We start from the raw sequence: 23,663 nt of genomic DNA on the forward strand, positions 1-23,663 counted from the left end.
GAATTTAGATTTTAGAAAATAGAATAAAGAGTCAAGAAAAAAGATAGAGAAATTAAGAAGAATGAGAGAATCTATTCTCTTGCTTCTTTGCTCTATACTCTTAAAAAGAAAGAAATATGAAATTAAATTGCCAGTATAAAATTATCGTTTTGCTAGTATTATTTACGGCTCAGTTTTCGTTTGCACAGAAGAAAAATGAAAGCATCGGAACTGAAACTGTAAACGTGGTAAAGCCTTATTCGCCAACTATTTCAGATGCTTTTAAAGTGAAAGAAACTCCTTCGCTTGACGATAGCGGGAATCAGCCGAAAGAAGTTATTAAATACAGTATTTTGTCTGTTCCTGTGGCTTCAACATTTACACCATCGAAAGGAAAAGCCGAAGGTGTTGAAAAAGCTAAAAGAGAAAAATTGTTTAATAATTATGCGACTTTAGGAGTTGGAAATTATGGCACTTTAAATGCAGAATTATTTGTAAATCAGGGTTTAGGAAATAATGATTATTTGGCTGGAATGTTTCGCCATCATTCTTCGCAAGGCGGAATTAAAGACTTAGAACTAAATGATGAATTTTACGACACAGCAATTAATGTTGGTTACGGTCAGAATAACAGAGATAATAATTGGAATGTAGATTTAGGATATCAAAATCAACTTTACAATTGGTACGGACTTCCGTCTGATTTTGGTTCGACAAATCCGGCTCAGCGTTTGGATTTAGTAAATAGCATCAATTCAGATCATTCTTATAATACGATTTGGTTGGGCGGAAATGCTGAATTCACAGAGAGTATTTTTAGTAATCTTGCTGCAAAATTCACTCATTTTTCAGATAGTTATTCTTCTTCGGAAAATAGATTTTATGTAAAGCCGACTTTTACGGTTGATATTATGGATCAGGCAATTAAAACAAATGTAATTGTAGATCATGTTAGCGGTTCTTTCAAAAATAATTATTTGCAGACTAATACTGAAGCGGTAAAATATGGTTTTACAAATGTTGGAATTGAGCCAAGTTTTGTAATTCACGAAAATGATTGGACTTTAGAATTAGGAGCAGGAGTTTTCTATAGTGGAGATACAGAAAATAGTGGAAACAAATTTTATTTGTACCCTAAAGTAAACGCTTCGTACAAATTGGTTGGAGATTTAATGATTTTTTATACAGGAGTAGATGGAGGTTTAAAACAAAACTCTTATGCTGATTTTGTAACTGAAAATCCGTTTTTATCACCGACTTTAAATATGCGTCCGTCTAGCACTCAATATAATGTTTTTGCAGGTTTGAAAGGGAAATTAGCAAACAATGTAAATTATAACTTGACAGGTTCTTATTTAAATGAAAAAGATAAAGCATTATTTAAGGCTAATGATTATACAGAAGTAATTACAAATGAGGATTATGCATTTGGAAATTCTTTCGGAGTAGTTTATGAAGACATTAGAACATTGCGATTTTATGCAGAATTAAAAGCTGATTTTTCTCAAAATGTAACTTTTGGAATCAACGGAACTTTTAATAGTTATAATACCGATAACGTAGTTGAAGCATGGAATTTGCCAAAAATGAAATTAAGTTCAACTTTAGACGTTAATATAACTAAGCAATGGTATGCAGGTTTGAATGTATTTTATGTAGGAGAAAGAAAAGACATGCAGGTAAATTCAGGAATTGCAGCTAATTATGCGCCAATTACTTTAAAAAGCTATTTTGATGCTAATGCTCATGTTGGTTATAAATTTAGCGAACGTTTGACATTTTTCTTAAAAGCAAACAATATTGGAAATCAAGCTTATCAAAAATGGTTGAATTACCCAGTGCAAGGATTCCAGATTTTAGGAGGCGCAAATTATAAATTTGATTTTTAAAGATATTTAGCCACAAAGACACTAGGGCACAAAGATTATATAAATAATATAGTGCCTTTTTTTTTCAGCCATGAACTCATGAATTTTTTGGAGTAGATTCGTGAATTCGTGGCTGTTTTTTTTAATTTTATAATATGGAAGTTACATTACGTCAAGAAAATAAAAACGATTTTAAAAGTGTTTTTTATTTGATAGAAAAAGCTTTTGAAAAGGAAGAATATAGCGATCATAAAGAGCAATTTCTGGTAGAAAGATTAAGGAATTCGGAAGCTTTTATTTCTGAATTGTCTATTGTTGCTGAACTTGATAATAAAATTATTGGACATATTTTATTTACCAAATTGCAGATAAAAAATGAATCCCAAACTTTTCCTTCATTAGCACTTGCTCCAGTTTCGGTTTTACCACAATTTCAAGGAAAAGGAATTGGTTCTAAACTTATCTTGCACGGACATGAAATTGCAAAAAGTTTAGGTTACAAATCGATTATTTTATTAGGACATCAAGATTATTATCCAAGATTCGGATATGAACTTTGCGAAAAGTACAATATTAAAATGCCATTTGATGTTCCTGCTGAAAATTGTATGATCATTGCATTAACAGAAAACGCATTATCAGGTATTAGCGGAGAAGTAGTTTATCCGAATGAATTTTTCGAATAAAAATTTAGTCAAAGAAGAAAAACCTTAGCATCTTTGCACCTCAGAACCTTATTATTTTTCAAAAAAATGACTTTCAAAGAAAAAATATACACACATTACACTCAAATGGTTCAAGATCGAATTGATGTTTTTAAAGACATGATTTCAAACTTGACAGAAGATTCTAAAAACGATGCCAAAGGTTCGGCGGGCGACAAACATGAAACTGCTTTGTCAATGATGCACATTGAACAAGAAAAATTGACAAACAAACTTAAAGAAGCAATTGGTCAAATTGCAGTTTTGGATAAAATTGATCCGCTTAAAACTACTGAAAATATAGTTTTAGGGAGTTTGGTAAAAGCAAACGGAATTTATTTATATGTTAGCGTTGCGCTTCCTAAAATTGCAATCGACGGAATAAATGTGATTGCGCTTTCTCCACAATCTCCACTTGGAAATCATTTGATGGGAAATAAAGTTGGGTTTCAGTTTGAAATTAATAAGACGCATTATACTATTGAAAGCGTTGAGTAATCTAAATTAGTTTGTGAAGAACTTTGTCAAAGTTTTAAACTTTGACAAAGTTGAATTAACTGAAAAATATTCTTTACTCAATTTTGTCATTCCGAGGAACGAGGAATCTCCGCAAGTAATTCCGCATGCTAAATCACCAATCTTTGTCGAGTTTCTCGTGAAGACTCCTCGTTCCTCGGAATGACAAACGAATGTGAATTTCTAAAGATATGATAATCTTAAAACAGAATTTAAATTAGCCATTGAAGATATTTTATGGTTTCTTAAATATCTCAAAAATTAATTCAAAGAACCAGCTCAAACTTTCAATTTTAAAGCGTTTTTTGTTCCTAAATTAAAATTTTCAAGTTTCGAGCTTATTTTTACTTCTAAATTTTACATTTTATATGTAAAATTAATATAATGATTATAATTTGTAATTAAAATTGATATTTGTGTTTTTCAATTGTAACTAATACTTCATCTTTGCCTTATCAAATTAAAATTATAAAATAAAAATATAGAATATTATGTGTGGAATTGTATGTGCCTTTGATCTCAAACAAAAAGCCGAAGCGTTAAGACCTCAAGTATTAGAAATGTCTAAAATCATTCGTCACCGCGGACCAGACTGGAGCGGAATTTACAGCAATGATAAAGCAATTCTTTCTCATGAGCGTTTGGCAATTGTAGATCCAGCTTCAGGAAAACAACCGTTATTTACAGAAGATAAAAAATTGGTTTTGGCTGCAAATGGTGAAATTTACAACCACAGAGATTTGCGTAAACAATTTGAAGGAAAATATAACTTTCAGACTGAAAGTGACTGCGAAGTTATTTTAGCATTATATAAAGAAAAAGGAGAAAGTTTTGTTGACGAATTAAACGGAATTTTCGGATTTGCGATTTATGACGTTGATAAAGATGAGTATTTTGTAGCTCGTGACCATATGGGGATTATTCCGTTGTACATTGGATGGGATCAGCACGGAACTTTTTATGTAGCTTCTGAATTGAAAGCTTTAGAAGGATATTGTACAAAAATCGAATTATTCCCTCCAGGACATTATTTATCAAGTAAAGACGGAGAATTTGTACAATGGTACAAAAGAGACTGGACAGAATATGATGCAGTAAAAGACAACGAAACTAGCATTCCAGAAATCAAAAAAGCATTGGAAGCTGCGGTTCACAGACAATTAATGAGTGACGTTCCTTACGGAGTTTTACTTTCAGGAGGTTTAGATTCTTCTATTACTTCGGCTGTAGCCAAAAAATTCGCTCAAAAAAGAATCGAATCAGATGATACAACAGATGCTTGGTATCCGCAATTGCACTCTTTCTCAGTTGGTTTAGAAGGTTCTCCGGATTTAGCCGCGGCAAGAAAAGTGGCAGATCATATCGGAACAATTCACCACGAAATCAAATTTACGATTCAAGAAGGTTTAGATGCTGTTCGTGATGTAATTTACAACTTAGAAACTTATGATGTAACTACTGTAAGAGCTTCAACTCCAATGTGGTTAATGGCGAGAGTTATCAAATCTATGGGGATTAAAATGGTTCTTTCAGGAGAAGGAGCAGATGAGTTATTTGGAGGATATTTATATTTCCACAAAGCGCCAAACGCTAGAGAATTCCACGAAGAAAACGTTCGTAAATTAGGAAAACTGCATATGTACGACTGTTTACGTGCAAATAAAAGTTTAGCGGCGTGGGGAATTGAAGGTCGTGTTCCTTTTTTAGATAAAGAATTTATGGATGTTGCAATGCGCATCAACCCGCAAGATAAAATGATCAACAAAGAACACCCGATGGAAAAATGGGTTGTTCGTAAAGCTTTTGAAGATATGCTTCCAGAAAGTGTTGCTTGGAGACAAAAAGAGCAATTTTCTGATGGAGTAGGATATAGCTGGATTGATACTTTGAAAGAAGTGGTAGCAAGAGAAGTTTCAGACGAGCAATTGGCAAATGCAAGATTTAAATTTCCATTGCAAACCCCAACTTCAAAAGAAGAATATTACTATCGTTCTATCTTCTCTGAGCACTTCCCAAGTGATGCTGCGGCATTATGTGTTCCTCAGGAAGCAAGTGTAGCTTGTAGTACAAAAATTGCTTTGGAGTGGGATGAAGCTTTCAAAAACATGAACGATCCATCAGGAAGAGCAGTTGCAAGTGTTCACGATGATGCTTACGTTAAAGCGTAAATAAGTTTAATTTTTAGAATTAGTATATATTATTTTTGAAAAAACGTTCTCTGTTTCAGAGAGCGTTTTTCTTGTCTTAGACAGTTAATTTCTATAGTTTTCAATTGATTATAAACTTGTTCTTGTAATTATTTAACTTTCTTTTAATATATTTGAAACCTGCATTATTATTGTTAAACTCTGAATATTTTAATGATTTTAATAGCTCAAAGCAAAAATTAATATTTAGTTTTGCCTTGAATGGAATGTTTTAATGATTTTTTAATGTTCGGATAAACTGAATTAAAATAGTATAATAAAATAAAAAATTATGTCTGGATTATTAGCCGTAATTGGTAAAGGAAAAGCCCCACAACTTGTTAAAGAACTTTCTGAAAGAATGTCGCATCGCGGCCCTGACGAAAGTGATATTCATATTATGGAAAACGGAAGTGTGCTTTGTCATGAAAGTTTATCTATTATTGATCTTAATTCGGGAAAACAGCCAATTCAAGGAACCAATAAAGCTTGGATGATTCACGATGGCGAAATCTATAATTATCAGGAACTTAAAGATACGGTTTTAAAGCATCATACTTTTAGAACAAATTCAGATTCTGAGGTGATTGTACATCTTTATGAAGAATTTGGATATGATTTCTGTAATAAACTAGATGGCGATTTTGCATTCGTTGTTATCGATGGAGATAAATATATTGCAGGTCGCGATCCGATTGGAGTGAAGCCTTTATATTATGGTTTAGATGAAAGGGGAAGAATTTATTTTTCATCAGAAATGAAATCTATTGCAGATCAGTGTAAATCATTCTCAACTTTTCCTCCTGGACATTATTATACTGCAAAAACTGGTTTTGTAAAGTATTATCATCCAGAATATGAGGATCATAAAAAGGCGACTCAAGCATTAGATTTAGAAGTTATTCGCGAAAGCTTAGTAGAATCAACTCGCAAGCGTTTATTGGCAGAAGTGCCTTTAGGAGTGGTATTGTCAGGAGGTTTGGATACTTCTTTGATTTCTGCTGTAACTTCAAGATTGTTAAAAGAAAAAGGAGAAAAACTGCATTCGTTTTCTATCGGATTAAATGCTGATTCGCCAGATAATATTGCAGCTAGAAAAGCGGCAGAATTTTTAGGAACTGAACATCATGAAGTTCATTTTTCTGTAGAAGAAGGAGTTAAGATTTTAGAAAAAGTAATTTATCATATAGAAACATACGATATTATTTCTGTAAGATCTGGAGTTCCGATGTATTTGCTTTCGAAAGAAATTGCAAATCAAGGAATAAAAGTAGTCTTGTCGGGCGAAGGAGCAGATGAGGTTTTTGGAGGTCATTTGTATTTTAGAAATGCCCCTTCAGAAGAAGAATTTCAAGACGAAACAATAGAAAGAGTTCAGAAGTTGTTTACCGCAGATTTACTTCGTGCCGATAAAACAACAATGGCGCACGGTTTAGAAGTGAGATTTCCGTTTTTAGATACAGATTTTTTAGATACAACTATTCGAATTAAAACAGAAGAAAAACAGCCGAAAACTTACGACGGAATTGAAAAATACATTTTAAGAAAAGCCTTTGATATTGCTGAAGATCAATATTTGCCTTCAGAAATTTTATGGCGTCAAAAAGAACAGTTTTCAGACGGAGTTGGTTATAATTGGGTAGATGAATTAATTGAATATTGTGCTTCACAAGTTACAGACGAACAATTGGCTGGCGCAAACATAGAATTTCCATATAATTCGCCAACAACAAAAGAAGCCTATTTATATCGATCAATTTTCCATAAATATTATCCGCAAGTCAGCGCTGCGCAAACCGTTCGAAAGTGGATTCCGAAATGGCAAGAAAACCTAGATCCAAGCGGAAGAGCAAATGCAGCTCATTTAAATGGAAATTTTGAAAACGTAAAATCGGGAGTTGTTGTTTAAGTAATTTTCAAAATAAAAAAACAAATTTCAGTTTTCTTAAATTCTAAATTTAAGGACTAAATATTGAAAAGCCGAAATGCATTAAAAATGTGGTTTCGGCTTTTTTATGTAATAGAAGTTTCAGTTTTAGAATTTATGATTTTGCATTATATCTATTTTTAGAATTTAGAATTTAAGAAAATTGGAATTTAAATTCATTTTTAGTTTTATTTTTTGGTTTTTCAGACAATTCTGTTAATAACTTAAATGCTTTATGTCGTATTTTACTGGATATATAGCTTGCGTTTTTATATATTTGCCTGTTAGACAATAATTACATTTTTTAGAATAAATTATATGAGCGAAGAAATCAAGAAGAACAATTATTCAGCAGATAGTATTCAGGCATTAGAAGGGATGGAGCACGTAAGAATGCGTCCATCGATGTATATTGGTGATGTAGGGGTTCGAGGACTGCACCATCTGGTTTACGAGGTTGTTGATAACTCTATTGATGAGGCGATGGGAGGACATTGTGATACAATTAGTGTTGCAATAAACGAAGATGGTTCTATTACAGTTGAAGATAACGGTCGTGGTATTCCAGTTGATTTACATAAAAAAGAAGGAGTTTCTGCACTTGAGGTTGTAATGACTAAAATTGGTGCTGGAGGTAAATTTGATAAAGATTCGTATAAAGTTTCTGGAGGACTTCACGGTGTTGGGGTTTCTGTAGTAAATGCGCTTTCGGTTCACATGAAGTCTACTGTTTTTAGAGAAGGAAAAATCTACGAACAAGAATACGAAAGAGGAAAATCATTATATCCAGTTAAACAAATTGGAGAAACAGAAAAAAGAGGTACTCGTCAGACTTTTTATCCTGATGATACTATTTTTACTCAAACTACTGAGTTTTCATACGATACGCTTTCAGCTCGTATGCGTGAGCTTTCTTTCTTAAATAAAGGAATTACAATCACGTTTACAGATAAGAGAGAAGTTGATGAAAAAGGCGAATTCAGAAGTGAAGTATTTCATTCTGATGAAGGTCTTAAAGAATACATTCGTTATTTAGATGGTAATCGTGAGCCTATTGTTTCTCATGTTATCAGTATGGATAATGATAAAGGTGAAATTCCAGTTGAGGTTGCCTTGATTTATAATACAAGTTATACAGAGAATATTTTTTCTTACGTAAATAATATCAATACTCACGAAGGAGGAACGCATTTACAAGGTTTTAGAAGTGGTTTAACAAGAACACTTAAAAAATATGCTGATGCTTCAGGTTTATTGGATAAACTAAAATTCGAAATTGCTGGAGATGATTTCCGTGAAGGATTAACTGCTATTATTTCGGTAAAAGTTTCTGAACCTCAATTCGAAGGACAAACTAAAACTAAATTAGGAAATAGAGAAGTAGTTTCTCCGGTTTCTCAGGCAGTTGGTGAAATGTTAGAAAATTATTTGGAAGAAAATCCAAATGATGCAAAACTGATTATCCAAAAAGTAATCTTAGCAGCTCAGGCACGTCACGCAGCGAAAAAAGCGCGTGAAATGGTACAGCGTAAAACCGTTATGGGCGGTGGCGGATTGCCAGGAAAATTATCTGACTGTTCAGAACAAGATCCTGCAAGATGTGAGGTTTACCTTGTCGAGGGAGATTCGGCTGGTGGAACGGCAAAACAAGGACGTGATCGTAACTTTCAAGCGATTCTGCCATTACGTGGTAAAATCCTGAACGTTGAAAAAGCGATGCATCATAAAGTATTCGAAAACGAGGAGATTAGAAATATTTTTACAGCTCTTGGAGTTACAGTAGGAACTGCGGAAGATAGTAAAGCATTAAATCTAGAAAAGCTAAGATATCATAAAGTAATCATCATGTGTGATGCCGATGTCGATGGTAGCCACATTTCTACCTTAATATTAACGTTCTTCTTCCGTTTTATGAAAGAACTAATTGAAGAAGGTCACGTATATATTGCAGCGCCACCTTTATACTTAGTTAAAAAAGGAAACAAAAAAGAATATGCTTGGAATGATGTTCAACGCGATCAAGCTAACGAAAGAATGGGGGGAAGTGCTAATATTCAACGTTATAAAGGTCTTGGAGAGATGAACGCGGAGCAATTGTGGGAAACAACAATGGATCCAAATTTCAGAACACTACGTCAGGTAACTATTGATAGTTTAGCCGAAGCAGACAGAGTTTTCTCTATGTTAATGGGTGATGAAGTACCGCCACGTAGAGAGTTTATCGAGAAAAATGCAGTTTATGCAAATATCGACGCATAAAATGAAAAATTAATAATTTCAATTCGTTTAATTGTTTAAATTTACTAGACAATTAAGCGAATTGTCTTTTTAAGGAATAGACAAGAATTAATAACCGATAAAGTAAAAAATATGAAAGTTACCATTGTAGGAGCAGGAAATGTTGGAGCTACATGTGCAGATGTTATTTCTTATAGAGGAATTGCAAGCGAAGTAGTATTGTTGGATATTAAAGAAGGTTTTGCCGAGGGTAAAGCGTTGGATATTACACAATGTGCTACAAATACAGGTTTTAATACTAAAGTATCTGGCGTTACCAATGATTATTCTAAAACTGCTGGAAGTGATGTTGTTGTAATAACATCTGGAATTCCAAGAAAACCAGGAATGACAAGAGAGGAATTAATAGGTATAAATGCGGGAATCGTAAAAGGTGTTGCTGAAAATGTACTGAAATATTCTCCAAATACAATAATTGTTGTAGTTTCGAATCCGATGGATACGATGACGTATTTGGCTTTAAAAGCCACTGGTTTGCCAAAAAACAGAATTATAGGTATGGGTGGAGCTTTAGATAGTTCGCGTTTTAGAACTTATCTTTCTCTGGCTTTAGATAAACCTGCAAATGATATTTCGGCAATGGTAATTGGAGGTCATGGTGATACAACTATGATTCCGTTAACACGTTTGGCATCTTATAATGGAATTCCGGTTTCTCAATTTCTTTCAGAAGAAGTATTGCAGAAAGTAGCAGCAGATACTATGGTAGGTGGAGCTACGCTTACAGGATTGCTTGGGACTTCTGCTTGGTATGCGCCTGGAGCTTCTGTAGCTTATTTGGTTGATAGTATTTTGAATGATCAAAAGAAAATGATTGCATGTTCTGTCTTTGTAGAAGGAGAATATGGTCAAGACGATATATGTATAGGTGTGCCTTGTATAATTGGTAAAAACGGCGTTGAAGAAATTGTAGATATTAAATTAAATGATCAGGAAAAAGCATTATTTGCGAAAAGTGCAGATGCAGTTCGCAGTATGAATGATGCTTTAAAAACGATTTTAGTATAATAAAAACGGCAAAAAAGAGAAAAGGTGCACTTTTGACTTTTTTTTTGAGATTAATTAATAAATAAATTGGTTAATATTTTCGTTAATTATATATTTGCTCGGTTTAAAAAAAAATTGGTAATTCGTGATCTCGTATTTTTGTTTTAAAAAATCATGTCAGGGCTTATTTTATGGGACTTTAAAACAAAAACAAAAATAAAACATAATTAATTTTTAGTAATAATGCAGAATAAAGGACTTATTAAATTTTTCGCAATTCTATTTGCATTGGTAAGTATTTACCAACTATCATTCACTTTTGTGGCAAATGGTGTCAAAAGTGAAGCTAAAGCTTTTGCAGGAGACAATCCTGATAAAGAGCTGAAATATTTAGATTCTATTGGTAAAGAAAAAGTATTAAATCTTGGTTTTACTGATTTCACTTATAACGAAGTGAAAAACAAACAGCTTAATAAAGGTCTTGACTTAGAAGGAGGAATCAACGTTATTCTTCAAATTTCTATTAAAGATGTATTAAAAGGTTTGGCTAATAATTCTAAAAATCCAGTTTTTAATAAATCATTAGCTGATGCATCTGCAAATTTAGAAGGAAACAAAACATATTTAAGTAAGTTTTTTGAAGCTTTTGAAGCAAATTCAAAAGGTTCTGTAAAATTGGCTTCGCCAGATATTTTTGCTAACAGAAGTCTTCAAGGAGAAGGTGGAGTTGACTTTCAAATGTCTGATGCACAAGTTCAAAAAGTAATCAAAAGAAAAGTTGATGAGTCTGTAGAAAGTGCTTTTAAAGTATTAAGAGAGCGTATCGACAAATTTGGTGTTACTCAACCAAACATTCAAAAATTAGGAGAAACAGGAAGAATCTTAGTTGAGCTTCCAGGTGCTAAGGATGTTGATAGAATTAAAAAATTATTAGGTGGAAAAGCTCAATTAGAGTTTTGGGAAACTTATAAAGTTGAAGAAATTGGAAACTTCTTAGTTGCTGCTAACGAAGCTTTAAAGAAAACTGAGGTTTCTAAAGTAGAAACAAAAACTGTTGCTAAAGATTCATTGAATGCTTTGTTAACAGATACTAAAGATTCTGCTGATGTTAAAAAAGGAAACAATCCTTTATTTGATAAAATCGTAGGTCAAGGTGGAGGACCAGTTCTAGGTTATTTCGCTACAAAAGATACTGCTACTATTAATGGTTATTTAAAAAGACCAGATATTAGAGTTTTATTAGCTGCTGATCAACACTATGCTAAATTTGTTTGGAGTAAACCAACTACTATTAAAGATCAAAAAGCGAAAGATTTAGCATCTGCAAAAGATTTAGAAGTTGTTGAATTATATGCTTTAAAAGGAAACAGAGACAATAACCCAGCAATGAGCGGTGGTGTTGTAACTGATGCAAAAGATACTTTTGACCAAATGGGTAAACCTGCTGTTTCTATGCAAATGAACAGCCAAGGTGCTAAAGTTTGGGAAGAACTTACAGGTAGAGCATTTGCTCAAAAAAGCTATATTGCTATTGTTTTAGATGATATCGTATATTCTGCTCCAGGTGTAACAAGTGGTCCTATTGCTGGAGGAAGATCTGAAATTACAGGTTCTTTTGATGTTGCTGAAACTAAAGATTTAGCTAACGTATTAAACGCAGGTAAATTACCAGCTTCTGCAGATATTATTCAATCAACTGTTGTTGGTCCATCTTTAGGACAAGCTGCTATTGATGCAGGTACAATTTCTTCTGTTTTAGGATTCTTATTAGTTTGTGTTTGGATGGTATTCTATTATGGTAAAGCTGGTTGGTATGCAAACCTTGCTTTATTATTAAACTTACTATTCTTATTCGGAATTATGGCAAGTTTTGGTTTTGTATTAACATTACCAGGTATTGCAGGTATCGTATTAACATTAGGTACTGCGGTAGATGCGAACATTATTATCTACGAAAGAGCAAAAGAAGAATTGCGTGAAGGAAAATCTCTTTCTGAAGCAGTTCAAGCTTCTTACGGATGGCATGGTGCAATGCGTTCTATTATTGATGCGAACGTTACTCACGTTTTAACTGGAGCTATCTTGTTTATTTTTGGAACAGGACCAATTAAAGGTTTCGCGTTAACATTATTAATTGGTATCGTAACTTCATTGTTTACTTCTATCTTTATTGCTAGAATTTTCATCGACAGAAATATTGCTGGAAAAGCAGATTTGACTTTCTCAACAAACATTACTAAAAACTGGTTTACAAACTTCCACTTTGATTTCATTAAAGTTAAAAAATTCACTTATATCTTCTCTTCTATTGTAACAGTAGTAAGTTTAGTTTCTATCTTCTTCGTTAACGGATTAGATGAAGGTGTTGATTTTGTAGGAGGTAGAACTTTCCAAGTGAAATTCGAAAAAGCTGTAGATGCTACTGCAGTTTCTGATGAATTATCTGCTGCTTTCGGTACTCCAGTTGAAGCTAAAATTTTAGGTGATGATGATCAATTGAAAATCACTACTAAATATAAAATTAAAGAAGATGGTGTGGCTATCGATGAGGAAGTGAACCAAAAATTATACGCTGCATTACAGAAATATTTCCCAAATACTTCTTACGATAAATTCATCAACTCATTTGATGGTAAAAAAGTAGGTGTATTACAAGCTTCTAAAGTTGGTGCTTCTATCTCTGAAGATATTAAAACTAACTCATACTGGGCTGTACTTGGTGCGATGGCAGTTATTTTCTTATACTTAATGGTATCTTTCCGTAAATGGCAATATTCATTAGGTGCGATTGCAGCTGTTGCTCACGACGTAATCTTTGTATTAGGAGTTTATTCATTATGCTACAAATTCATGCCATTCCACATGGAAATGGATCAGCACTTTATCGCTGCAATCTTGACTGTAATTGGTTATTCTATGAACGATACGGTAATTGTATTTGACAGGGTAAGAGAATTTATCATCGGAAACCGTAAAGGAAGTTTCGAAGATATCGTAAATGCTTCTATTAATACAACATTATCAAGAACATTGAATACTTCATTAATGATGATTATCGTATTATTAACGATGTTTATCTTTGGTGGAGAGTCAATTAGAGGATTTATCTTTGCAATGTTAATCGGTATTATTGTTGGTACTTACTCTTCATTATTTATCGCGACTCCAGTATTGGTTGACACGATTTCGAATGATGAGAAACATACAATCGAAGACAAACATAACAAAGTGTAATTAAACTTTGTTTTTAATAATAGAAAGATCCAGTGAAAACTGGATCTTTTTTTTATGTTTGTGTTTTAGTTGTAAAAAATAATTATGATAAAAAATATATTTTTCTGTACTGTCTTTTTCTTAACGACATTATGTATTAATGCTCAGAATAGTAATTTTAGAATAGGAGTGAATTATGGTTTCGGAAGTGAATTCAATAATAAGGATTATACTTTTACTAATAATTTTTACAAAGCACAAGTTTATTATAGTTTTAAAGAATCTCGAAATTTTAAATATGAAATTTTAATTCAGCCTGAAATTAATTTTGGAAAACATCAATTGTTGAATTTGTACTTTGTAAAACCAGAAACACCCAATTTTGAAGAGAAAAGAATTAAATATATGAAGTTAAAAGAGGTGCGAGAATATGTGATGAATATTGGTTTTGTCGTTAGAAAGCCATTTGCAAAATCATATTCAATTTATCTTCTCGGAAGTGTTGGACCAATGATTACAGATACAGAAACTGAACGTATGTCTAGTGGCTTTGCTTTTGCAGATGTTTTAGCTTTAGGTTTCACTGCTGATTACAATCAATTTCGATTTGATATTCGTCCAAGTTTAAGACATGTTTCTAATGCAGGTTTAGGAAGTACAAACGCTGGGTATAATACAAAGAATATAGAATTTGGAGTATCATATCAATTATAAAAAGAAAATGCCCAATATCTCAGATATTGGGCATTTTTTATTGTGTAATTTTTTTTTAAGATTCTGCAAGAGGATTTCTTTGTGCTCTAATGATGAAGAAAAGCCCGATTATAATAAAAGGAATGCTTAACCATTGTCCTGTAGAGAAATAACCTAATGTATCTTCTAGTCCTCCTTGTTTTGATTTAACAAATTCTACAATAAAACGAACAACAAATAGAAGAACTAAAAACATTCCAAATAATAATCCTGTTTTAAGTCTCGCATTTGTTTTCCAATACAAAAAGTATAAAATTCCAAATACAAAAATGTAGCAAAAAGCCTCGTATAATTGAGTTGGATGTTTTACAGGTACTTCTGCTAATAAATTAGCAAATTTTGGATCAGTTACAACTGCATTGTAGGCTTCTTTAGGATCGGTAATTCCTGTTTTGCCTACGATTTGATATTTGTCAAATTTATCGTGTAAAAAACGAATTCCAAAAGAAGATGTAGTTTCGTTTCCAACAATTTCCGAATTCATGAAATTACCAATACGAACAAATATAGCGCCACTTGCTACAGGAATTACAACACGGTCTAGTATCCATAGCATGGGTTTTTTTAAGATTTTTTTGCTGTAATAATACATGGCAACTATAATCGCGATTGCCGCACCGTGACTTGCTAGACCTTGAAATCCAGTAAAATGAAATTCTGGCTCAAATTTAACAGGTAGAATAATTTCTAATAAATGGTCTTTAAAATAATCCCAATCATAAAAGAAAACATGTCCTAAACGCGCCCCAATCAAAGTAGCAAGAACTGTCCAAACAAATAGAGAATCCAGCTTTTCAAGTGATTCGTTTTCTCTTTCGAAAATCTTTTTCATTAGAAACCATCCTAATCCAAAGGCAATTACAAACATTAAGCTGTAATAGCGAATCATAAAAAATCCTAGATCGATTCCTTCAGAAGGATTCCATATTAAATTTAGGGCATGTGTCATACAGTATTTTTTTTATAGAAATGTAAAGATAAAAGTTTAATGTAAAGTATCAATTTGCAAACAGTTAATGTTTGTGATTGCATTTTTTTTCTGGAACTGGATCGTATCCAGTTCTTCCCCAAGGGTGACAGCTTAAAATACGTTTTATTCCTAAAAATCCTCCGTAAAACAAGCCGTGAATTTGTAATGCTTGAATCATATAGCTAGAACACGTTGGTTCAAATCTGCAAGTTGCTGGGGTAAATGGCGAAATTGCCGTTTGATAAAAACGAACCAGTAGCACAAAAGGATATATTAGAATTTTTGATAACATATTTTTTTAGTGTTCAGTGTTCATTTTTTAGTATTCAGTTCTTGTATTTTGTTTAAGCTAAAATTTAAACACTAAAAAACTGAATACTGAATACTTTTTTATTGTATGCTAAATGAAGTTCCTTCTTTTCCGTCTTTTAGCTGTATGCCTAATGCAATTAATTGGTCGCGAATTTGATCTGACAATGCAAAATTTTTGTCTGCTCTTGCTTGATTTCGCATGCCTATAAGCATATTAACAACGCCTTCTAGTTTATCATTGTCTCCATCTGCGTTCTTCTCATCACTAAGACCTAAGACATTGAAAACAAAAGCATTTACTGCTGTTTGGAAACTTTTTAAATCTTCTTCTGAAATTGTTTCTTTTCCATCTTTTAATAGATTGATAAAGCGAACAGCTTCAAATAGTTGAGCGATTAAAATTGGTGTGTTAAAATCGTCATTCATAGCATCATAACAAAGCTGTTTCCATGCTCTAAAATCAATTGAGCTGGTTTTTCCAGGAACAATATTAGGTAGTGCTTCAACAGCTTCCATTAATCTTTTGTATCCTTTCTCAGCTGCAACAATTGCATCATCAGAAAAATCTAAAATACTTCTGTAATGTGCTTGAAGCATGAAAAAACGAGTTACAGAAGCAGAAAAAGGTTTGCTTAAAATGTTGTTATCTCCGCTAAGAATTTCGCCTGGTAAAATATTATTTCCAGTAGATTTTGCCATTTTCTTTCCGTTTAAGGTAAGCATATTGGCGTGCATCCAGTAGTTTACAGGAGATTGACCTGTACAAGCTTCATTTTGAGCAATTTCACATTCGTGGTGTGGAAATTTTAAATCCATTCCGCCTCCGTGAATATCAAAATGATTACCAAGATATTTCGTGCTCATTGCAGTACATTCAAGGTGCCATCCTGGAAACCCATCGCTCCAAGGCGAAGGCCATCTCATAATGTGTTCAGGTTCAGCTTTTTTCCAAAGTGCAAAATCCTGCGGATTTCTCTTGTCAGATTGTCCATCCAAATCACGAGTATTAGCAAGCATATCTTCGATGTTTCTGCCGCTTAAGATACCGTAATTGTTGGTTTCGTTATATTTTACAACATCAAAATAAACAGAACCGTTGGCTTCGTATCCAATTCCGGTTGCTATAATTTTTTTGATAATCTCAATTTGCTCGATAATATGTCCGGTTGCAGTTGGCTCGATACTAGGCGGTAAGAAATTGAAAGATTTTAAAATATCATGAAAATCTACCGTATAGCGCTGAACAACCTCCATTGGTTCTAACTGCTCTAAACGTGCTTTTTTTGCAATTTTATCTTCACCTTCATCAACATCATCCACAATATGTCCAACGTCGGTAATATTTCTAACATAGCGAACTTTATAATCTAAATGAAGAAAATATCTGAAAATTACGTCAAAAGACATAAAAGTTCTCACATTTCCTAAGTGAACATTACTATATACTGTAGGTCCACAAACATACATTCCAACGTTTCCTTCATGGATTGGTTTGAAATCTTCTTTTTCACCCGAAAGTGAATTGTATATTTTTAGAGGTTGACTATTATATAGTGGCATATTGTTTTTTACTTTTTAACCGTTTTGATCGTTGATTTTTTTATTCCTTGATTATTTAATCATTTATTTGTTTTCGATTAAACAAATTAACGATTCACTGATTAAACTAAAACTGTGTTTCTAATTTAATGTAATCTAAGAATTCTCTTTTAGTTTGAGGATCTTTGAATTTTCCACCAAATTCAGACGTTACTGTGCTGCTTTCGATATCTTTAATTCCGCGAGAATTTACACAAAGGTGTTTTGCATCGATAACGCAAGCAACATCTTCTGTTCCTAAAGCTTTTTGAAGTTCCTGAACAATCTGCATAGTTAAACGCTCCTGAACCTGAGGTCTTTTTGCGTAGTATTCTACAATTCTGTTCATTTTTGATAAACCAATAACGCGTCCGCTTGAGATATAAGCCACGTGAGCACGTCCGATAATTGGCAGTAAATGGTGTTCGCAAGTAGAATAAACCGTAATGTTTTTCTCTACAAGCATTTCGCCATATTTGTAATTATTATCAAAAGTAGAAGCTTTTGGCTGTTTTGCTGGGTTAAGACCGCCAAAAATTTCTTTTACAAACATTTTTGCAACTCGGTTTGGAGTACCTTTAATGCTGTCGTCTGTCAAATCCATTCCAAGAGTTTGTAGAATGCTTTCAACATCTTTTTTAATTTTTTCTATTTTTTCTTCATCAGTTATATCAAAAGCATCCGCTCTTAAAGGGTTCTTTGCGTTACTGCTGAAATGATTATCTCCTATTTCGTCTAAAAATTCTTCGTTGTTTATCATTAAAAACTACTATTAGTATATGTATTCCTTTTTAAGGCGGTAAAGATAATTAATAAATAGGAAACCTTTTCTATCGTTTTTAGGATTTAATTGCTCCTTTTTGAAGATAATTTAATTTCGCTATTTAGATTATGCTTTTTTAAAACAAAAAAGGCAATAACGAAATAGTTATTACCTTTTTTAATTTTATTTAATCAATTGATTATCTGTTGTTATAAACCAACAAAGCTTCTTTTAAAATGTTTACGGCTGTAATCAAATCTTTTTTGTTCAATACATAAGCAATACGAACCTGATTTAATCCCATTCCTGGAGTTGAATAAAAGCCTTTTGCGGGAGCAATCATGACAGTTTCACCATTTAAATCATAACTTTCTAAAAGCCATTGCGCAAAATCGTCTGAATTTTCTATTGGCAATTCTGCAATGCAATAAAAAGCTCCTTTTGGTTTTGTTACAATAACTCCATCGATTTTATTTAATTCGGCAATTAATGTATCACGACGTTCTTTATACTCTGAAATTACTTCATCAAAATAGCTTTGAGGCGTATCAATTGCAGCTTCACAGGCAATTTGTTCGATTGTTGGCGGACTTAAACGTGCTTGAGCAAATTTCATTACTGTTGCTAGAACTTCTTTATTTTTAGTCACTAAACAGCCAATTCTTGCGCCGCACATGCTGTAACGTTTTGATACAGAATCGACCATAATAACGTTTTGCTGTACATCTTCAAGATTCATTACAGAAAAATGAACATCATTTCCGTCATACAGAAATTCGCGATACACTTCGTCAGCAATTAAGTATAAATCATGTTTTTTGATTAAACTTGCTAATTGCTTAATCTCTGTTTCAGTATATAAATATCCAGTCGGATTTCCGGGATTGCAAATCAGAATGGCTTTTGTTTTTGGTGTTATTAATCTTTCTACTTCTTCAATGCTTGGCAAAGCAAAAGCAGTTTCAATAGTAGAAACAAGAGGAACTACAGTTGCGCTCGTTGAAGATGCAAATGCATGATAATTAGCATAAAATGGTTCTGGTATTATGATTTCGTCTCCAGGATCTGTAATTGTGGCCAGCGCAAAAAGTAAGGCTTCAGAACCACCTGTTGTAACAATGATGTCTTCTGTGTTAACGTTTACGTTTTGACGCTGGTAAAAATGAGCTAATTTTTTTCTATAGCTTTCATATCCGGCAGACGGACTGTATTCTATAAGAGTTAAATCAATATTTTTTACCGCCTCGATGGCCACTTCGGGTGTCTTGATATCCGGTTGACCAATGTTTAAGTGATACACTTTGTGTCCTTTTTTCTTTGCTAAATCTGCAAAAGGAGCCAGCTTGCGTATCGGAGATTCAGGCATGTTTTTGCCTTTGTGTGAAATTGTTGGCATGAGTACAAATTATTGAAGTGCAAATTTGCATTTTTTTTTCGAATTTAACGTAAACAATATAGGTACTTGCAAAAATGTAACAATAATAAATATATTTAGTAATTTTATAATAAAAAATTGTCAATGAAAAAATATATAGTATTGTTTTTTGGGGTATTCTTACCTTTTGCGCTTTTTGGGCAAAGCGCTTTTTTGATGGAGAACAATGCGACAAAAACCACAATTCCTTTTAAACTAATTAATAATCTGATTTTTATTCCGATAAAAGTAAACGGAGTAGAACTTAATTTTCTGCTAGATTCTGGTGTTGAGGAAACAATTCTGTTTAGTATGGAGGATAAACAGGAAGTTAGTTTTAATAATGTTGAAAAAATCAAACTTCGGGGTTTAGGAAGCGAAGAGGAAATTGAAGGTCTGAAATCGACTAAAAATGTTTTAGAAACTCATGGTTTAAAGTCGGATGACCATATGGTTTATATTATTTTGGATCAAAGTTTCAATTTGTCTTCGCATATCGGAATTCCTGTAAATGGAATTATTGGACATAAATTTTTTAAAAATAATTTGGTAGAAATCAATTACCAAAAAAAGAAAATTGTTGTTCATTCTAAAAACACTAAGTTTCAAGAAAAATTGGATAAAAAATTTAAATTAATTCCGATAACTATTGAAAGATCTAAACCTTATATATTAACCGTTGCAACTGTCAATAACCAAAAAATTGAAGCAAAACTGTTAATTGATATTGGTAATAGTGATGCTTTCTGGATTTTTGAAAATGATAAAATTAAACTTCCAAGCAAGAATTTTCCTGATTTTTTAGGAAAGGGATTTAGCGGTGATATTGAAGGGCATCGTGCTAAAATAGATCAGTTTTCGATTGATGAATTTGATTTTAAAAAACCAATTGTTTCTTTTCCTGATTCACTTTCAATTCGAAATGTAAAAATGGTTCCAGGACGTATCGGTTCGTTGGGTGGAGAAATACTCAAAAGATTTACTGTTGTTTTAGATTATAAGGATAAAAAACTCTATTTAAAGAAAAACAACAAATTTGGCGAACCTTTTACTTATAACAAAAGCGGAATTTCTGTTCAGCATAACGGACTCCAATGGGTTCAAGAAACTGTGCATATGGAAACCGTTAGAGTGGTTAATACACCTGATGAGTTTCAGGGGGGTAAAGACAGTAATAATTTTAAATACAAATTTGCCCTAAAACCGATTTATGAAATTGTCAATGTGCGTAGAAATTCTGCTGCCGAAAAATGCGGATTACGCAAAGGTGATATTATAGTAAGTATTAATAGAATTCAACCCTATAAATACAGCTTGCAGCAAATAAATAATCTTTTAAAGTCAGAGGAAGATATTTGGGTTAACATGGAAGTTGAAAGAAATAGTGTAGTCTTAAAATTTAGATTTAAACTTGAAGATGAGCTTTAAATAGATATTTTAATATATACTTATTGCAATAACACTATTGAGGGTATATTTTTTTGTGAAAAAATGTTTGTTAAAATCGTGTCTATCTTTAGATATTTTAGTATGTTTAACGAAAATTTAATCTATGGCAAAAAACTACATTAATTTATTAAGGTTTGTAATACTTTTTATTTTTTTAAACTTTTATTCTTCAAAAATTAATGCTCAATGCGCAGGTACAAATGGACAAAAAATAATTTGTGATATTGAGAATCCTGCTAACGAGTCTTTATCTTTATTTTCATTATTAGGAGGCTCTCCAGTTCCAGGCGGAACTTGGTCTGATAATAATAATTTGAAAGGTTTAGATCCTGCAACTGGTATTTTACACCCTCAACTTATTACTAAAGGAGGTGTTTACGAGTATACTTATACAGCTCCAAATACTGCAGGATGTACAAACAATAAAGCTGTCGTAACCATTACTATTGGTGCATTTCAAGGTGTTGGTTCTCAGGCAACTGTTTGTAACGATAGTAATTATTTTAATCTTTTTACAGCATTTGACAGTAATTCGATGGGGCCACATTCAAATGGACAATGGACAAATAGCGAAGGAAAAGTTGTGCCGCAATCTATTTATATAGGTGATATAGATAAAAAAACTACGCTACAATTTACATATACAGTGCCGCCCGTATTAGAATGTTCGCCAGCATCAAAATCTACAACAGTCTTAGTAACAGTTTTAAGAGCTCCTAAACCAGGTGAACCAGAACATTTAAGATTGTGTGGGACAACAGATTTAGCTGGATATACCAATTTAAATTTGAATGACCGACTTGAGGGTGAAGATGGTGGAGGTATTTGGACTGGACCTGGAATTACGTCAAACACAGATCATAATGTTAACCTTCAGGAATTATTTGATACTTCTGGCCCTGGAGAATACACCTTTAGATATACTGTTTTAGCTGTTCCTGATAATTATATTTGTAACAATAAGAGTAGCGACGTAATAGTGACTTTAGAAAAAAGACTTGATTTTACAGGCGCAAAAATTGTTGTTGAGAAAGATATTTGTGAATCTGATATTGCTACCGCAACTTATTCTGCAAAAATTACACAAGGACCAGATAGTATTCCTAACGGTCAATACGTTGTTAATTTTGATGTTACTGGAGCAAGTTCTGGATCTGGTTATGCAATAGCAGATTTTATAAATGGACAACTTAACTTTCCGATAAATTCGTCATATTTTCAGCGAGTAGGAAGTTACACTGTAAAGGTGACAAATATTTCTCCAAACTTTGGTTTGAATTTATGTACAAATATCTTTAATCCATTTTCAACAGTTTTAACTGTGCACCCATTGCCAAGATTAAACGGAGCTATACTTACATCAACACCAACTTGTCAGAATAAACCGGGATTGATGCAATTAAATGCGCCTCAATTACTTGATGGAGATTATCGTATTACTTATAATATAAATGGAGACAATATAGCAACAGGAGAAACTGCTATTTTAAAAGCGGTAGGAGGGAAAGCAACTTTTGAAATTCCCGGTAGCTTGAATGTAAAGAGTGGCTTATCAGTCATTATAATTTTGAATATTGTAAACATTACCTACCCAACTCCGCAATGTGCAAGTCCCGCTAATGTGGCTGGAAATTTAACTATAAACCCGCTTCCAAATGCTACGACTGTTAGTGTTGTTGCTAATAATTATTGTTTGAATGAACCAGTCCCTGTCGCTATTTCGGGATTAGGAAATTTAACCAATGCAAAAATTTCATATCAGCTTTCAGATAGTAATGTTTCTACTGTTCAAACGATTACTCAAGCAGTAACAAACGGAAGAATAGATTTTGTAATTCCAGCGACAATGCTTCCGAATATTGGCAGTACCAAGATTACATTATTAAATCTAACTAATACAGTAACGACCTGCGATATTAATTTAGTTAATGTAGCAGATGATTTTGTAATATATCCGCTTCCTGCTGCTCCAAATGTAGACAATCAGCAATTCTGTAAAGTAGATGAGACTACAATCGCTAATCTAGAACCAATAGGAGCTCAATACAAATGGTATAATTCTCCAACATCAACAACGCCTCTTGCGAGTACTTTATTATTGCAAAATGGTAATTATTATGTAAGGGAAACTTCTGCGAATGGCTGTAATTCAGAAGCTTCTGTGGTTGCTGTTATAATAAACGATTCTCCAGTTCCGGTTTTAAATTCAGATGGACAAAATTTCTGTGGCTTAAAAAATCCAACTATAGCTGATTTATCAAATAATACAAATGTGCCATCAACAGTAGTTTGGTATGATGCTCCAAATGATGGGAATTTATTATCTGCTTCAACTCGTTTAACCGAACAAGGCAGATATTACGGATTCAATTTTCCAGATACAGGTTGTTTTTCTTCAGGATATATTGAAGTTACTGTAACGCTAACATCTTGTGATGATGTACCAAACGACTTTTTTGTGCCCGATGGTTTTTCTCCAAACGGAGATGGTACAAACGATTCATTTGTAATTAAGGATATTGAATTTTTATACCCTGATTATACTCTTGAAATTTATAACAGATATGGAATCGAAATGTATAAAGGAGATAAAAATAAACTAGCGTGGGATGGGAAAAATTACGAAAAGAGCGGTATAGCAGGCGGAATTGCACCCAACGGAGTTTATTTTTATGTACTGCATTTCAATAAAGGCAACAAAAAGCCGCAGCAAGGCCGTCTTTATTTAAATCGATAATTCTCTTTT

The 23,663-nt window shown here is 32.9% G+C and carries 16 protein-coding genes; 11 read left to right on the forward strand and 5 right to left on the reverse strand.

From position 1 onward, the window contains the following. Window positions 1-116 precede the first annotated feature (116 nt). The 9 genes from NYQ10_RS10965 (at window position 117) to NYQ10_RS11005 (ending at window position 14,392) form a co-directional block, all read left to right on the forward strand. Window positions 117-1,868, forward strand: a complete 1,752-nt coding sequence (locus NYQ10_RS10965; RefSeq protein WP_289880794.1) for a TonB-dependent receptor — start codon at window positions 117-119, stop codon at window positions 1,866-1,868. Between the two features lie 134 nt (window positions 1,869-2,002). Beyond that, on the forward strand, window positions 2,003-2,533 hold the full coding sequence (locus tag NYQ10_RS10970; protein ID WP_289880796.1) for a GNAT family N-acetyltransferase: 531 nt from the start codon (window positions 2,003-2,005) through the stop codon (window positions 2,531-2,533). Between the two features lie 66 nt (window positions 2,534-2,599). After that, on the forward strand, window positions 2,600-3,049 hold the full coding sequence (locus tag NYQ10_RS10975; protein ID WP_289880798.1) for a hypothetical protein: 450 nt from the start codon (window positions 2,600-2,602) through the stop codon (window positions 3,047-3,049). 509 nt (window positions 3,050-3,558) lie between these two features. Next, entirely contained in the window at window positions 3,559-5,235 is a 1,677-nt protein-coding gene (gene asnB / locus NYQ10_RS10980) for an asparagine synthase B (RefSeq protein ID WP_289880800.1), read from the forward strand. A gap of 310 nt (window positions 5,236-5,545) precedes the next feature. Further along, window positions 5,546-7,162, forward strand: a complete 1,617-nt coding sequence (gene asnB / locus NYQ10_RS10985) for an asparagine synthase B (protein ID WP_289880802.1) — start codon at window positions 5,546-5,548, stop codon at window positions 7,160-7,162. 336 nt (window positions 7,163-7,498) lie between these two features. Beyond that, on the forward strand, window positions 7,499-9,439 hold the full coding sequence (gyrB, locus tag NYQ10_RS10990) for a DNA topoisomerase (ATP-hydrolyzing) subunit B (RefSeq protein WP_289880804.1): 1,941 nt from the start codon (window positions 7,499-7,501) through the stop codon (window positions 9,437-9,439). 111 nt (window positions 9,440-9,550) lie between these two features. Next, complete coding sequence (gene mdh, locus NYQ10_RS10995) at window positions 9,551-10,486, forward strand: malate dehydrogenase (protein ID WP_289880806.1); 936 nt, start codon at window positions 9,551-9,553, stop codon at window positions 10,484-10,486. A gap of 222 nt (window positions 10,487-10,708) precedes the next feature. After that, complete coding sequence (secDF, locus tag NYQ10_RS11000) at window positions 10,709-13,699, forward strand: protein translocase subunit SecDF (RefSeq protein WP_289880807.1); 2,991 nt, start codon at window positions 10,709-10,711, stop codon at window positions 13,697-13,699. 84 nt (window positions 13,700-13,783) lie between these two features. Beyond that, window positions 13,784-14,392, forward strand: a complete 609-nt coding sequence (locus NYQ10_RS11005; protein ID WP_289880809.1) for an acyloxyacyl hydrolase — start codon at window positions 13,784-13,786, stop codon at window positions 14,390-14,392. Between the two features lie 55 nt (window positions 14,393-14,447). On the opposite strand, the gene lgt is transcribed toward NYQ10_RS11005, so the two are convergent. The 5 genes from lgt to NYQ10_RS11030 form a co-directional block, all read right to left on the reverse strand. After that, on the reverse strand, window positions 14,448-15,380 hold the full coding sequence (gene lgt / locus NYQ10_RS11010; RefSeq protein ID WP_289880810.1) for a prolipoprotein diacylglyceryl transferase: 933 nt from the start codon (window positions 15,378-15,380) through the stop codon (window positions 14,448-14,450). 64 nt (window positions 15,381-15,444) lie between these two features. Beyond that, a complete protein-coding gene (yidD, locus tag NYQ10_RS11015) occupies window positions 15,445-15,693 on the reverse strand; it encodes a membrane protein insertion efficiency factor YidD (protein WP_229352622.1) in 249 nt (82 codons plus the stop codon). Between the two features lie 98 nt (window positions 15,694-15,791). Continuing rightward, window positions 15,792-17,273 (reverse strand): cysteine--tRNA ligase, encoded by a 1,482-nt coding sequence (gene cysS, locus NYQ10_RS11020; protein WP_289880812.1) that lies wholly within the window; start codon window positions 17,271-17,273, stop codon window positions 15,792-15,794. A 106-nt stretch (window positions 17,274-17,379) separates the two neighbouring features. Continuing rightward, window positions 17,380-18,051 (reverse strand): GTP cyclohydrolase I FolE, encoded by a 672-nt coding sequence (gene folE, locus NYQ10_RS11025; protein ID WP_289880815.1) that lies wholly within the window; start codon window positions 18,049-18,051, stop codon window positions 17,380-17,382. Window positions 18,052-18,253: 202 nt separating this feature from the next. Next, window positions 18,254-19,450, reverse strand: a complete 1,197-nt coding sequence (locus tag NYQ10_RS11030; RefSeq protein WP_289880817.1) for a pyridoxal phosphate-dependent aminotransferase — start codon at window positions 19,448-19,450, stop codon at window positions 18,254-18,256. Window positions 19,451-19,573: 123 nt separating this feature from the next. On the opposite strand from NYQ10_RS11030, the gene NYQ10_RS11035 reads away from it, so the two are divergent. Together NYQ10_RS11035 and NYQ10_RS11040 are read left to right on the forward strand one after the other, a co-directional pair. Beyond that, window positions 19,574-20,896, forward strand: a complete 1,323-nt coding sequence (locus NYQ10_RS11035) for a PDZ domain-containing protein (RefSeq protein WP_289880819.1) — start codon at window positions 19,574-19,576, stop codon at window positions 20,894-20,896. A gap of 124 nt (window positions 20,897-21,020) precedes the next feature. Then, entirely contained in the window at window positions 21,021-23,654 is a 2,634-nt protein-coding gene (locus NYQ10_RS11040) for a gliding motility-associated C-terminal domain-containing protein (protein WP_289880820.1), read from the forward strand. Window positions 23,655-23,663: the final 9 nt, after the last annotated feature.

Source organism: Flavobacterium johnsoniae (genome assembly GCF_030388325.1).
GTDB classification, from domain to species: Bacteria; Bacteroidota; Bacteroidia; order Flavobacteriales; family Flavobacteriaceae; genus Flavobacterium; species Flavobacterium johnsoniae_C.

Bases quoted from the DNA above. Each gene is read 5' to 3' on its own strand.
- NYQ10_RS11005 (WP_289880809.1), top strand. From the start codon at position 13,784: ATGATAAAAAATATATTTTTCTGTACTGTCTTTTTCTTAACGACATTA.
- mdh (WP_289880806.1), top strand. From the start codon at position 9,551: ATGAAAGTTACCATTGTAGGAGCAGGAAATGTTGGAGCTACATGTGCA.
- NYQ10_RS11035 (WP_289880819.1), top strand. From the start codon at position 19,574: ATGAAAAAATATATAGTATTGTTTTTTGGGGTATTCTTACCTTTTGCG.
- NYQ10_RS11030 (WP_289880817.1), bottom strand. From the start codon at position 19,450: ATGCCAACAATTTCACACAAAGGCAAAAACATGCCTGAATCTCCGATA.
- asnB (WP_289880802.1), top strand. From the start codon at position 5,546: ATGTCTGGATTATTAGCCGTAATTGGTAAAGGAAAAGCCCCACAACTT.
- NYQ10_RS11040 (WP_289880820.1), top strand. From the start codon at position 21,021: ATGGCAAAAAACTACATTAATTTATTAAGGTTTGTAATACTTTTTATT.
- NYQ10_RS10965 (WP_289880794.1), top strand. From the start codon at position 117: ATGAAATTAAATTGCCAGTATAAAATTATCGTTTTGCTAGTATTATTT.
- NYQ10_RS10970 (WP_289880796.1), top strand. From the start codon at position 2,003: ATGGAAGTTACATTACGTCAAGAAAATAAAAACGATTTTAAAAGTGTT.
- folE (WP_289880815.1), bottom strand. From the start codon at position 18,051: ATGATAAACAACGAAGAATTTTTAGACGAAATAGGAGATAATCATTTC.
- NYQ10_RS10975 (WP_289880798.1), top strand. From the start codon at position 2,600: ATGACTTTCAAAGAAAAAATATACACACATTACACTCAAATGGTTCAA.
- cysS (WP_289880812.1), bottom strand. From the start codon at position 17,273: ATGCCACTATATAATAGTCAACCTCTAAAAATATACAATTCACTTTCG.
- asnB (WP_289880800.1), top strand. From the start codon at position 3,559: ATGTGTGGAATTGTATGTGCCTTTGATCTCAAACAAAAAGCCGAAGCG.
- lgt (WP_289880810.1), bottom strand. From the start codon at position 15,380: ATGACACATGCCCTAAATTTAATATGGAATCCTTCTGAAGGAATCGAT.
- secDF (WP_289880807.1), top strand. From the start codon at position 10,709: ATGCAGAATAAAGGACTTATTAAATTTTTCGCAATTCTATTTGCATTG.
- gyrB (WP_289880804.1), top strand. From the start codon at position 7,499: ATGAGCGAAGAAATCAAGAAGAACAATTATTCAGCAGATAGTATTCAG.
- yidD (WP_229352622.1), bottom strand. From the start codon at position 15,693: ATGTTATCAAAAATTCTAATATATCCTTTTGTGCTACTGGTTCGTTTT.